At 48.5% G+C, this 13,083-nt stretch carries 10 protein-coding genes; 5 read left to right on the top strand and 5 right to left on the bottom strand.

Translation table 11 applies throughout. The features are described from left to right. Window positions 1–110 precede the first annotated feature (110 nt). Window positions 111–440 carry a response regulator gene (locus tag AC1DCV_RS15525; protein ID WP_477023985.1) on the top strand — a complete coding sequence of 110 codons (330 nt, stop codon included), beginning with the start codon at window positions 111–113 and terminating at the stop codon, window positions 438–440. Between the two features lie 58 nt (window positions 441–498). Here the strand turns inward: AC1DCV_RS15525 and qhpG are convergent, their stop codons facing one another. From qhpG to AC1DCV_RS15505, 4 genes are all read right to left on the bottom strand, one after another. After that, window positions 499–1,962 (bottom strand): flavin-dependent monooxygenase QhpG, encoded by a 1,464-nt coding sequence (gene qhpG / locus AC1DCV_RS15520; protein ID WP_477023984.1) that lies wholly within the window; start codon window positions 1,960–1,962, stop codon window positions 499–501. Between the two features lie 86 nt (window positions 1,963–2,048). Continuing rightward, complete coding sequence (locus AC1DCV_RS15515; protein WP_477023983.1) at window positions 2,049–3,434, bottom strand: radical SAM protein; 1,386 nt, start codon at window positions 3,432–3,434, stop codon at window positions 2,049–2,051. Next, window positions 3,434–5,812, bottom strand: a complete 2,379-nt coding sequence (locus tag AC1DCV_RS15510) for a hypothetical protein (protein WP_477023982.1) — start codon at window positions 5,810–5,812, stop codon at window positions 3,434–3,436. The genes AC1DCV_RS15515 and AC1DCV_RS15510 overlap by 1 nt, the downstream gene beginning before the upstream one ends. Before the next feature lie 23 nt (window positions 5,813–5,835). Continuing rightward, on the bottom strand, window positions 5,836–7,335 hold the full coding sequence (locus AC1DCV_RS15505) for a ferritin-like domain-containing protein (RefSeq protein WP_477023981.1): 1,500 nt from the start codon (window positions 7,333–7,335) through the stop codon (window positions 5,836–5,838). 453 nt (window positions 7,336–7,788) lie between these two features. On the opposite strand from AC1DCV_RS15505, the gene AC1DCV_RS15500 reads away from it, so the two are divergent. Continuing rightward, window positions 7,789–9,192, top strand: a complete 1,404-nt coding sequence (locus AC1DCV_RS15500; protein WP_477023980.1) for a hypothetical protein — start codon at window positions 7,789–7,791, stop codon at window positions 9,190–9,192. 100 nt (window positions 9,193–9,292) lie between these two features. Here the strand turns inward: AC1DCV_RS15500 and AC1DCV_RS15495 are convergent, their stop codons facing one another. Continuing rightward, a complete protein-coding gene (locus tag AC1DCV_RS15495) occupies window positions 9,293–9,931 on the bottom strand; it encodes a Crp/Fnr family transcriptional regulator (protein WP_477023979.1) in 639 nt (212 codons plus the stop codon). A 79-nt stretch (window positions 9,932–10,010) separates the two neighbouring features. Here AC1DCV_RS15495 and AC1DCV_RS15490 point away from each other — a divergent pair, with 79 nt between their 5' ends. The 3 genes from AC1DCV_RS15490 to AC1DCV_RS15480 all read left to right on the top strand — a co-directional run bounded on the left by AC1DCV_RS15490 (window position 10,011) and on the right by AC1DCV_RS15480 (window position 13,083). Then, a complete protein-coding gene (locus AC1DCV_RS15490; RefSeq protein WP_477023978.1) occupies window positions 10,011–10,706 on the top strand; it encodes an HAD family hydrolase in 696 nt (231 codons plus the stop codon). Beyond that, on the top strand, window positions 10,703–11,329 hold the full coding sequence (locus AC1DCV_RS15485; protein ID WP_477023977.1) for a CatA-like O-acetyltransferase: 627 nt from the start codon (window positions 10,703–10,705) through the stop codon (window positions 11,327–11,329). The genes AC1DCV_RS15490 and AC1DCV_RS15485 overlap by 4 nt, the downstream gene beginning before the upstream one ends. Window positions 11,330–11,454: 125 nt before the next feature. Beyond that, a complete protein-coding gene (locus AC1DCV_RS15480; protein ID WP_477023976.1) occupies window positions 11,455–13,083 on the top strand; it encodes a glycosyl hydrolase family 18 protein in 1,629 nt (542 codons plus the stop codon).

Here is a 13,083-nt window from a genome sequence, read left to right as displayed (position 1 = left end):
GATTTAATGGGATGCCTGTAGCCCGAAAGGTACTAAATATTAGGTAGTCCGGGCGAAAAGCTTACCTTTAGGTCCTCCACCGGGTTTAAAATAACCAGGTTCAGACGTCCTTGCCAAAAACAAAAAAATATTACATTGTTGATGATGATGTTGATGATCAGCAATATTTAATCGAAGCCTTAACAGAAAATGATTGTTCCGCCCAGTGTTATACTGCCAACAATGGACAGGAAGCGATGAACTACCTGGCAAGCACTCCATCTTCATTCCCTGATGTTATTTTTTTAGACCTGAATATGCCCCGGATGGGTGGTAAACAATGCCTCACAGAACTTAAGCTCCTCCCGCTTTTGCGCGATATTCCGTTATCATGTATTCCACGTCTTCTGATAAAAAAGAAATGGCAGAGACCATTCAAATGGGCGCCGCACACTTTTTAGTAAAAGGAAGTAATTTTAAAGATTTACGTCAGGAACTGACAATGATTCTTGCTGCACTCTAAATATTCCGCCCACATATTATTTCTTTATCCCACAGGTACACGGCCATTTTTGCGGCCATAGGAAAAGGCATTATTTTACTCCAGGCCTCTACCAGGCTGCCGAATGTAGGGGTATGTGCCGCCATTGCCAGCAGTGGACAAATTTCCATTTTTTCCAGGAAGGCTATTTCCCTTTGCAGATTGGGATGCCGGATCGCTGTTTTCACTTCTAGGCGATCATCCACTACACAGGAAGATTGTACATAGGTAATAGCGGGTGATACCTGCATATTACCATTCCATAGCTGTTGCAGGGTGTTGGCGATGTCGATTGCTTTTTCGGGAGAAGTCGGCGCCGTATGGTTTTGCTGTTGCAGGGCACCAATCAGTCGTGCTGCAAAAATTGTTGGCGTATATTTTTCCGGTAGATAACTACCGCCGTGTTGTTTCCAGAATGCGTGCGCAGGGCCCGGCCAGGCCTGGCCATAGTATTGTCTCGTCCACAGGGTATGATTGACTACGGATTCCATCATCCGGTCTTCATAGTAGTGTTGTGCCAGCGCAGGGTCACCACCTTTTAAAATAGTGTTGAGTGCAATGACGGCTTGTAGGGAAAAGCGCATCGCTTTTTCTACACCGGTAGAAGAGAGCGGGTCAATGGCAAATGCCGCTTCACCCAGTTGCAACCAGTTATGCTGCCAGGGCTGCGTATGTGCATACACCGCCACTGCGCAGGATTGTGATGGATGCAGCTCCCGGTCCTGCCGGAACAAATGCGATTCATGCAGCAGACTGTTATAAATAGCGTGTGGGCGTTGCCGTTTGATAGTGTCTGGTGCGGTAAAAGTAATAATGCGATACCGTCCGTCATGCAGCGGTGCGCCCCATATCCATCCATTTTCAACGGCTTCCACACAGGTGTGGGCAGGCATCCGGCTGGCCGGCAGGTAGGCCCACATGCCTACCATAGGTGCTGCGGTGAGCATTCGTTGTTGCTGCTGTATACCCCGTTTGCCACGGGCATCTAATACAAACATCGCCTGCACGGCAAACAGTCCTTTTGATAGCCGGATATGTACTTCCCAGTTTTTGCCGTTATGTTCGCTGCTTTCATATTTGGCTGGTTGGAACAACTGAAGACCACGGGCAACAGCGAGGTCCAGCAATCCTTTGTCCAGTAATCCTCTGTCTGCCATCACACCATACCCACGCAGCTGCGGTGTCAGCAGTTGCGGCTGTTGAGATTCCCATATTACCTGTGCTGGCAGCTGATGCTGACAATGGGAGGCGGTTAAAAGATGCGCCGCATCCAGGTAATCAAAAATGTGATGGATGCCGGGAGAAAGTGATTCACCAATCTGAGGCCGGGGGAAGGCTTCGCTTTCCACCATCGCCACACGATAGCCCAGCGAGAGCAGGCGCAGTGCTGCGCATGTTCCTGCCGGGCCTGCGCCAATAATTAATATGTTAAATGATTCCATGTAAATTTTCAACCTAAATAGTCTGCTCTGAAATGTAAGGACAGAAATGTAATAGCGTGCTGATAGCTTTTTTTTGAGACATCGTATTACCGGTACCATTCCGGTGCCAGTCGGCTTAATCGTTCGTGCGCCTGCATGGTATAATGCAGCCAGCCACGGATATAATCACAGGCATGACGGCCTTTTTCCAATACTTCATGATGACAACCACCGCCGCACAGGTACTTCGCCCAGCAGCTGTTGCAAGGTTCCTGTTGATGTACATGCCGGGATGCCAGCCAGTTGTTTTGCAACGTGGCATCTACACCATCGTAAATATTGCCCATACTACCTGCCGGCTCATTCACAAAACGATGGCAGGCAAACATATCACCATCGGCGGAAACGCCCATATAGCCGGCGCCTGCACCGCAAGGGTAGGGCCGGTGTGTGCCTTTGGCGATTTCCTTTAATGCGTTGGCCATATTCAGAAAAGGAAAGCGCTTGCCCAGCATCACATGTTGTTCGAATAACAGTCCGCAGGCAATCATGCCTTCCAGCATTACTTCAAGATCCTGCTTCGTCATTTCATCTCGGCCGTTGGCGGCGCGCAGCAAAGGAGAAAAGCCCACACTGTGAAATCCCATGCCCACAAATTCGAGCAGGGTATCACCCAGATTTTTTTGGGTAGGCGTTACCGTTACTCTCGCTGATACCTGCATACGCCGTTGTGCAAGGAGCAGCGGTTGTATTTTTTCGATGATCTGCGCATAAGTGCCGGCGCCATTTTTCATCGGCCGTTGCTGATCGTGTTGTTCACCAATACCATCCAGACTTACCGTTACGGCAAAACCATATTCTTCAAAAAAAACGGCATCTGCTGGTTTTAATAAAGTACCGTTGGTCGTCAGCGAGAAGTTGACCTGCACATTTTTTTTCGCGCCGGCTTCCGCCGCATATACGGTGGCGGCCTGCAACGATTTCCGGTTGATCAGTGGTTCACCGCCGAGAAAGGTCAACTGTACTTTACCGCCGGGTGCACAATCTTTCAACAACAGGTCGATAGATTTTTTAGCGGTATCCAGCTGCATGTTTTTAGCCGGTCCGCCAAAGTCGCCCTGATCCGCATAGCAGTAGGTACAGCCCATGTTGCATTTCTGCGCAATGGCCAGGGAGAGTGCATATACCGCCGGACTTTGCAGGGGTGTATCATCTATGAGCGGTGTAGTATTCAGCCCCATCTGTACCAGTTCCTGGTGAATGGCGGCTTCGTCGTGCTGATCGATTAAATGTTGAAAGTGTTGTGCGGTGTCCGGAGAAATTTTATGCAGCCGGCTACCGTTGCTCACAAACAATTGTGTATGCCCGGTGGAGGGAACAATATGTATCTGAGAAGAGCCAGGCATTGACTGCCTGGCTATCTGCGATGCCAGCTCCGTGGCAATTGCGGTGAGTGAATGTTTCGTGATATTTGAGGGAGAAGGAGCGGACATTATTGTTTGTTTTTGCTTTTATCGATGATAACCTCTTCCCTGTCTTTTTTGCTCCAGGGGAATGTGTCTGCGCCGTTGCCAGATACGCTGGCATTATTTTGTGCATTGCCATGGGTGGTTGTTGTTGTACCACTGCTCAGCGCATCGCGGCCGTTGATGATAAAGTTGAGTTCCCCTTCCCAGTTCTGGAATAAGTCATTATAGGAAAACAACCTGCTATCGACACGGTTATCCGGTACGTATTCACCGGTACGTCTTTTAGCCAGCCACATATCTCCTTTACTGAGGCCGTTTTCGCCGGGTTCTATGTTTACATAGTCCGGGCGTGTAGCCGCCCAGTAGTAACAGGCGCATTCGCGGTAATCATTCTGCCAGGGTGCGCACAACCCTTGTGTGAGTTCTCCGGGGCGCAGTATAGCCCTGGAGATGGCGGCGCTGTTCGGCGCAAATATCTCACGCATCACAAAAGGAAAGGTGGGGAATGCGGTGGTATCTTTCAGTTGATCTGCTGTTACCAGCACTGGCAGATTGGCCGCTCCGGGTGTAAAATGCAGCGTTACGGTATCACCTCCTTTTACGCCGAGCGATGCAAAGAAATTAGACCATTCCATAAAGGCCGCTCCACTGGGATTGTCTTTGGTGGTGAGAGGTACGCTGTCGCCACCGGGGAATACAGGGCCTTCTCCCATTACCATGGTAGGTTTCCCATTGATACCTACAATACGTCGCTCAGCGAGGCCTTTGCCGGAGGAGTCGAATAGAACATAGTTATCATTTTCGCTGACGGTGAGATCATGGAAGATGTACCGCCAGAGGTTTCTGAAATCTGATTCCAGGCCGGGGAAGCAGTTGGAAATGGCTGCTCTTGATAATACGCTGTAAGGGTTACCCTCGCCGCGATGATGTAACTGCGCCTGTAAATTGTTCGCATCAATGGCGCCGGCATTTGAGCCGCTTTGCGTAGCCCCGTTCACGTTATTATCCTCGAACATGGCGTTGGCAGCTGCTTTTATCACCGTGTTGATCATGCGATAGGTGAGTGTCAGCCCGCGGCCATCGGCGCCGCGCATCAGTCCCGGCATTTTACGCCGTTCCTTGTCGGAGAGGTCACCGATTTTATCCGGACGGCGCAGGGCATCCGCAAACCAGGCGGCCATGCCGGTACTCAGCCCGTTGAATACTCTTTCATGCAGTGATTGCAGGGCCAGGTTATCTACAATGGAGCTGGCCATGATAGGCTCGTATAGTCTGCCGAAATCATTGGTATCCTGACGCACCATGGTGCTGGCCACATTCCACCTGCCATTGATAGGGTTGCCATTCATCACGTTGGTATTCATCAGCGAAATAGATTCAAAAGCACGGCGTACAATATCTTCTGCTTCTTCAATAGATACCTCATCATCGCGTTCTGTACCCAGCAGGATCTGTTCCAGCTCATCCGAAATAGCCCGGATAGGTAGAATGTCTGGTGCGAACGCAGGCGGGCCGGCACAGATATGAGCAGAAGCCTGTATCAGGGGGATCTGCGTGGAAAGAACTGTAACAACAACAGTACCATCGCATTCATCATCTATATAACCCCAGCTGTACTGATTACCATCGTCATCGGAATAACCGGCAAAGATCTGTGCAGGCATGGTATACTTCGGATTGAAGTTGGGCGACTCGCAGTAAGTGAACCATGGCTTGTCCGGATTATAGAGTAGCTGTGCCTCGCTGGTGATGTTGGGATCCGGTGTAGGCTCCTGTCCTTTGGCTTTGATGCTGTTGAGAGAAGCGCCATACACCTTGCCGCCGCCGGGAGTATACCGGAGCCGGATACCCGGAAATTCGGCCGAAGGTTTAATAAACTGCACGGTACCCAGCGGCAGTTTTTTAGTGGCTAAAAAATTGTTGCAGCTGGCCAGCACTTCCTTAGGTGCAAAATCATTGCTGGTGATGAGCACTGTAGCGGTAATGTTATCGTCCGGGTCATTGGTTCTGCGCATGATCTTGGAGTTGTGCAGCGTTATATCCCAGGCTACGTCCGACAAATGAAAGCCGGCCTGCTCCAGCACTGCTTCTGTCAGCGGAACCAATACACCAGGTTTATCTTCCAAAATGGCAAATACTTCCAGGAAAGGAGCTACCGGGCGAATAGTGCCGGTGGTATCGGTAGTACTCTTTGCATCTTTAAAAATGATCTCCGTGGGAGTAGCTACACTTAGTTCATGCGTGGATGGATCTACATAAAAGGTAGGCTTAGGCACTATTGTGCGGAAGCCCAGTGGCTTGTCTGCCGGTATTTCCAGGTCATAAGCAGCTACCGGAGTAGTGGATGAACCCAGTCTGGCTACGGCAAATGGCGGTAGTATGCGTATTTCAGTGATCTTCATAGTTGTTATTTTGAGGATGGAAGTCAGGCGTTTACGGATAACATGTCGTTGATGATCTGCAGCAGCTTTTTATCCGCTTCCCGCAGCCCATAGAGATAACGATGATTTTTTTCCGGTGTAGTCAACAGCAGCGTATCTATTATGGTAGCAGATGCCTGGATAACATCGGCATGAGTACGCCACCGGTTATGTTCACCTGCCGGCAATAACAGTGTATATGGTATCAGGAAGGGAGGGCCCGCTGTTTTATCGCCTACACCTACTTTCAGTGGCATTTGTACCATGGCAGTAGCGATGCTGCGGAGGTTATACATTTCACCGAAAGTGGAATTGATGATCAGCCCTCTCGGCGTTACCGCCCCGGCGCTGTTTAATCCATCTTCCAATACAAAACTATGGGTAAGGAAATTTAACAGCATCCGGTACCGCAGGTTAAAGAGGTGGCCCCAGTTCTGCGCTTCAGGATTGGTGATCTTATCGCGTTCTTCATCGGATGACTGTCCTTCAGAAGGATCATCGCTTTCATCTTCTGTATCTGAAGGGATAAAAGGATTCACGGCTACGTTTCTGGCAGGCGCCCAGGAGGTACCTGCTTCTGCAATCACGTCCCGCATTTCTTTATATACATTCAGGAACCGGATAAAGTGAGAGGGTTCATCTGATTGTACCGTATTATCTTCTCCCTGCTCCGCAATGGCGTTGAGGGCATTGTATGCATCATCTCTGCTGGCCAGTGGCATCACCAGTACATCGGGACTGCCTTTGGGACTACCACCGTGGGTATTACCACGTTGTCCTCCGGCATATCCACGACCCCATTCATCGAACTTGGCCTGGAAGGGGTAGGTGTCTGCCTGGAATATTTCATCACCAATAACGGCAGGGTCCTGTATCAGGTGTAACAATACATGGAACAATGCGCCTACGGTATTGGCTTTGGGTACTTCTGCCGCTACTCTGTCCTTGATTTCTTTTGCCAGTGGGTCTTCGCTGTTAATAAAGGTAGCAGGCGCTTCTGCATACACGTATTTAGCGAGGGAATTAAGCGTCAGGGGCTCCAGCTTGAAAGGGAAAGGGTAGAAGGGCGTATCCCATGGATAGTCCTGTCTTTCGAAGTGTAAGGGGCCGCCAATGAGCTTCAGCACATTCTGTACAGATACAAAATGGCCCATCTCTTCTTTGGCGATGCCGAGGATTACTTCCTGCCAGGTGCTGATCTGCTCGCGGTACTTTTCGGGTACCTGCGGGCCACCCAGACTGTAAGCTGCATAGAGGTATTGCAGCATTAGTCCGTGTTCAATTTCTGCATCTATATGCAGGAGGAAGGTCACATAGTCTTTGCCATTGAACTCAGGCGGAATAAGAATGGGTTGTTCATCTGCGAGGATTTCTTCTGTCAGGAATGTTTGGAATCCTTCCTTTCCGCCAAGCAGGGCAGATTGTCGGGTGATTTCTGCCCGGCGTTCTTCTGTCCGGGCTCTTTTAAAGATGGGTCCAAGGAAACGTTGATAGTTACTTTGCATAAAGGATAGCTGATTAAGTGTTATAATTTGGTGTGAGTCATAAATATTGCTGAAGTCCATTTAGGGACACGAAGGGCTATGCATGTAACGTATTTTGAGTGGTTATTTTGAGTCTTCTTCGTGATTGTTGGGAAAAATAAAATACGGTCATTTTTGCGACCTGGCAAAATTAATTTAGTCACATAAGAGGTGATTAACAATACGTTGATGTTGTTAATCCCCCAAGCCTTTAAAGGCCACAATTTTAACCTGATGCTATTCAAACCGCAGTGTATTTAATTTCCATTTACAATTGTTTAAATTCTATTCACAGGTTACTGTTGAATTATAAACTAATTTCTATCCCGTATTCAACCAGAACTGAACGAGCGCCATTGATAAGAACCCGTTACTGAGCATTTAATCATGAAAACCCACAGATCCCCTTTTTTTCATCACAAAAAAAACAGACGTATGAAAAACACGATGTTTGTCCCCGCTTTAATTGCGCTGGGCATACTTTCAGGATGTACCAGGAAGAGTACTCCCGGTAATGAATTGCAGCCTATCCCTGCCCAAAATCAAAAGTTACAGGTCCTTGCCACGCCACCCACCACCTGGCAGGAACATTGGTTTGAGCATGTACAATTGCTGAACCGCGTTTTTTACGACACCAGCGTAGCGGTGTATTACGACAATGATGTAAACAGCAGCGTCACCTGGCCATTTACTTATCTGGCGCAGGTATGGAACTACACCAAAAGCACCTACGGTACTTTCGGTGATGATTCCCGCCTTTTTGTAATCCTGCATACCGGCAAATATTCCGGCGGGCATCCTTCCACTTACATGGTGGGCGATCATGATTACCGGAATGTGATCGATGTAGGCTCCTCCGATCCTAACGCCTGGATCAGCGGCAACGGTGGCGATATTGACATCACCACGCATGAAGTAGGACATATCGTGGAAGGCGCTTCCAAAGGCGTACATAATTCACCCGCCTTTGGCATCTGGCACGACAGTAAATGGATGGAAATTTACCAGTACGATGTATACCAGGCGCTGGGCCGCAGCAGTGATGTGACCCGCTGGTATAACTCAAAGATCACACAAACAGATCCTTATCCGCGTGCCGGCACCTACTGGTTCCGCGACTGGTTTTATCCCATCTATCATAACTATGGCGGCGCTACCGCATTGAATAAATTCTTTGTGTTGCTGGCACAGCATTTCCCAAAAACAACCTTCAACAACGGTATCACCACTTATCCGGAATATACCCGGGGGATGAACTTCGGGGAGTTCGTACATTTCTGGAGCGGCGCCGCCAACACGGATCTGAAACAACTGGCATTAACGGCTTTCGGCCATAAAGATGAACAGGGTAACGACTGGACAGCCCAACTTAAACAGGCTAAAGTAACTTTCTCCGGCATTACCTATCCTTCCAATGATATTACCGGGCAGGGAACCATTACCGTGAGCAACGAAAATAGCGGTGGCGCAGGCGCTACGGAAGGATCTTTAAAACTCACTGACAATGTATACGGCAGCAAGTTTTTTGTTGGCAGTGTACCCACTACTTTTAAGATGCAACTGCAGTTCCCTACCGGACAAATAGTGAAATCATATACCCTTACTTCCGGCGATGATGCAATAGACCGGGATCCTAAAAACTGGCAACTAAAAGGATCTGATAATGGTACTACCTGGACCGTACTGGATACGCAGAATAATCAGACGTTTGGTGCGAGAAATCAAACCAGGCAGTTTAATATTTCGAATACAACAGCGTATAAGTATTATGCCGTGTATGTAACGGCCACCAATGGGAGTGTAGACTTCCAGCTGAGTGAATGGCGGGTGCTGAAATGATTTTTTTAGCTAATGCAGCGAATGATGAGCATAACATCAATTTCGCTGCATTTTTCGCTTAAATCTAATAGCTTAAATCTAATGGCTAAAAGCTATTTCACTATTCCTCAAACCGCTTCAATATCTTTTCCAGTTGTTGCTTACTCAAATCTATATTCAACCCCTTCGTATCGAGAATATTCTTCTCCCTTAATTCTTTCAGCGTGCGGTTAAAACTTCTGACCGATATCCCCAGGTAGGCGGCCATATCCTTTTTAGGTAGAAAGATCTCCTGGTCGGCTTCCAGCGTCAGCAGCCGCAGTAAGGCGTATTCCACCGGGTATAATTGCTGGTAGGATGTACGGATGCAGGTTTGACTGATCCGCGTGGCCAGTTCCTGCAGGAGTAGCTGGTTAAAGGTGGGACTGCTCAACACCAGGGTGGAGAACAGCGCATGTGGAATGGCATATACGGTTACCGGCGTGATGGCTTCTATATTACACAGGCATTTTCCTTTGTTGATGGCTTCCAGTTCCCCGGTTACTTCTCCCTTCCCCAGGAATTCAAAAATATAGTCCTTCCCGTTATCTTCCGCGATGTAGCATTTGGTGATACCATCTATAATGATATATACATGGCTGATGGTATCTCCCTGTCGGATCAGGCGGGTGCCGGGGTCGAAAGATTTCTGCATCACTGCGCTGCTGTTGGCAGTGTATTGTTCCATGAAAGTTAAAAAAGCCTGGTTCGTTCGTAACATACTATCAGTGGTGAGACAAATGTCCCGTTTAATTCAGCGGCGCTACTTATTTTTGCATCCGTAAAATGTAAAAATAGCAATGATCAATCATATTAGCGTAATTGCCTTTGATGCTGATGACACCCTTTGGGTGAATGAGCCCTACTTCCAGGAAACGGAAGCCCGTTTCTGCAGTCTGCTGGAAGACTATCTGCCACACCATACCGTGTCGCAGGAATTATTTAAAACGGAAATGGCCAATTTGTCGTTATACGGCTATGGTATTAAGTCATTCATGCTATGCATGATAGAAACGGTGTTGCGGGTATCTGAGAACACGGCGCCGCCGGAAGTCATCAATAAGGTGATTCAATATGGACAGGAAATGCTGAACAAGCCCATTGAATTACTGGATGGCGTAGAAACCGTATTGCAGGCATTATCCGGCAAATACCGGCTGGTAGTGGCTACCAAGGGTGATCTGCTGGACCAGGAGCGGAAGTTGAAGAAATCAGGCCTGGAGCATTATTTTCATCATATCGAAATCATGAGCGACAAGAAGGAAAGCGATTATAGCAAGTTGCTGAAGCACCTGGACTGCCGCCCGGAAGAATTCCTGATGATAGGCAACTCCCTGAAGTCGGATGTGATGCCGGTGTTGGCCATCGGGGGCCATGCGGTGCATATTCCGTATCATACTACCTGGGCACATGAACATGTAGATGCGACCATAGAAGATTCCCGTTTTTATCAATTTACTACAGTGGCAGATCTCCTGCCTCAATTGATCTCATGAAACAATTATTAGACCTGAACACCTGGGCGAGAAAAGATCATTTTCAGTTCTTTGGCCGTTTTGAAGAACCATTTTTTGGTGTTTGTGCAGACATCGACTGCACGGCTACCTATGAGCAAGCCAAGGCAACAGGCAGTTCCTTTTTCTTATTGTATCTGCACAAGTCACTGGCCGCAGCCAACGAGGTAACGCCTTTCCGCTACCGGATTACGGATGGGCAGGTGTGGATCTACGACCAGGTACATGCCTCGCCCACCATTAACCGCCCGGATGGTACTTTCGGCTTTGCCTACATGGACTACTACGAAGATTTCAGCGAGTTTGAGGTACATAGTAAGAAAGAAACAGAGCGGGTAAGGAACAGCACCGGGCTGGTACCTGCAGTATCGGGAGAAAATGTAATCCATTACTCTTCCCTGCCCTGGATCAATTTCACTTCTATTTCCCATGCCCGTAGTTTTTCCTTTAAAGATAGCTGCCCGAAAATAGCTTTTGGGAAGATGAGAGAAGAAGGAGACCGGAAGTTAATGCCGGTTTCGGTACATGTACACCATGCATTAATGGACGGATTTCATGTAGGGCAGTTCCTGGAAATTTTCCAACAGCGAATGAATAGCATCTGATTTTCAATGGTTTTGGAAGAAAAGTTTATCATGTCGTAGTAATGACGTAGTGGGGTGTAAACGTTTTTTTATGCAAACGTTTACATTTGGGTGTACTGTATATTTTTCAACCAAAACCACCCCGTATGAAAACGCTAAAATTGTTAGCCATCCTACTCGTATGCTATTGCACTACGATTGCCCAAACCCCGTTCCGTGTCATTGGCTATATGCCTTCCTGGGCCGGTAATGTAAACCAGGTGCAGTATAGCAAGTTAACGCACATTAACTATGCATTCCTGTTACCTACCAACACCGGTGGCCTGCAGGCCATCGAAAATCCATCCAAGTTGCAGAGTCTTGTCAGCACCGCACATGCCAACAATGTAAAGGTGATGATCTCTGTAGGCGGATGGAACAATGGTGACGACGGCGCCTTCGAAAGCCTGGCGGCCAACGGCACCTACCGGAATAATTTCGTGACCAATATGATCAACTTCGTCAACCAGTACGGACTGGATGGAGTAGATATCGATTGGGAATATCCGAATGCCGGGGCGTCTGCCAACAACTACATTGCCCTGATGACGCAGCTCAGCACAGAGATGCATAACCGTGGTAAGTTATTGACCGGCGCTATTGTGGGCACCGACGGCGCCAGCATCCTGAGCAGCGCTTTCGCCCTGGTGGACTTTTACAACCTCATGGCCTATGATTACAACGACTTTGACCACTCCACTTACAATTATGCTACCCAATCAATAAACTATTGGCGTGGCCGCGGATTGCCTGCATCCAAAACGGTGCTCGGGGTGCCTTTCTATGGCCATCCTACCTGGGAATCTTATGCGCAGCTGCTGGCGAGGGGCGCCAATCCCTATGCAGATATATTTGGTAACGTTGGCTATAATGGGATTACTACCATCAAACAAAAAACCAATCTGGCTTTCGATCAGGGCAGTGGTATCATGATCTGGGAATTATCGCAGGATGTTACCGGCGCCAACTCCCTGGTATCAGCTATCCACGAAGTGGTGGTGACCAGAACCGGTAACCCGGGCAACCCCGGCAGCGCACCCATCGGACAAACCATCTGGCTCCGCGGGAATAACAACCTGTACGTAAGCGGTGAAAACGGCACCGTGGCCATGAACTGTAACCGCGCCAGTGTGCAGGGCTGGGAACAGTTTACCGTGGTAGATGCGGGCGGTGGCAAAATCGCATTACGCAGCCAGAACAAGTATGTATCTTCCGAAAACGGCACACAAGCCATTACGTGTAACCGCGCCACTTTTCAGGACTGGGAAAAGTTTACCTGGATCAGCAATGCCAACGGTACTATCTCCCTGCAATGCAATAACGGTGGTTATATCAGCTCCGAAAACGGCGCTCAGGCCATGAGTTCCTGGAGAACAACTGCAGGTACCTGGGAATCCTTCAACTATGGTACGGCTAGTGCCCTGGCGGCTGTGAATGCACCAACAGCCATGACCGTTGCGACCAAAACCATTGCTGTGGATGAAACCACTACTGCTATACAGGTGTATCCGAACCCTATTAATGCCGGGACTACGTTTACGGTTACACTCCGCGACTATAACAGTAAGGCGCCGGTAAAAGCATCCGTTATCGGTACCAACATGCAGCCGGTAATGGTGCAGCAACCCAATGCCCGCAGCTTTAAAGTCAATACCAGCAATATTCCTGCAGGCGCCTATATTCTCGAAGTGCTGCACGATAATAAGCGCCATACCAAAAAGATCATTGTACTGTAA

The organism is Chitinophaga sp. 10T418 (assembly GCF_056394125.1).
The sequence above is the reverse complement of the archived record's forward strand: the minus strand, read 5'-3'. Positions and strand labels throughout refer to the sequence as shown.

Coding starts and splice junctions, on each gene's coding strand:
- qhpG (WP_477023984.1), bottom strand. CDS start 1,962: ATGGAATCATTTAACATATTAATTATTGGCGCAGGCCCGGCAGGAACA.
- AC1DCV_RS15515 (WP_477023983.1), bottom strand. CDS start 3,434: ATGTCCGCTCCTTCTCCCTCAAATATCACGAAACATTCACTCACCGCA.
- AC1DCV_RS15510 (WP_477023982.1), bottom strand. CDS start 5,812: ATGAAGATCACTGAAATACGCATACTACCGCCATTTGCCGTAGCCAGA.
- AC1DCV_RS15505 (WP_477023981.1), bottom strand. CDS start 7,335: ATGCAAAGTAACTATCAACGTTTCCTTGGACCCATCTTTAAAAGAGCC.
- AC1DCV_RS15500 (WP_477023980.1), top strand. CDS start 7,789: ATGAAAAACACGATGTTTGTCCCCGCTTTAATTGCGCTGGGCATACTT.
- AC1DCV_RS15495 (WP_477023979.1), bottom strand. CDS start 9,931: ATGTTACGAACGAACCAGGCTTTTTTAACTTTCATGGAACAATACACT.
- AC1DCV_RS15490 (WP_477023978.1), top strand. CDS start 10,011: ATGATCAATCATATTAGCGTAATTGCCTTTGATGCTGATGACACCCTT.
- AC1DCV_RS15485 (WP_477023977.1), top strand. CDS start 10,703: ATGAAACAATTATTAGACCTGAACACCTGGGCGAGAAAAGATCATTTT.
- AC1DCV_RS15480 (WP_477023976.1), top strand. CDS start 11,455: ATGAAAACGCTAAAATTGTTAGCCATCCTACTCGTATGCTATTGCACT.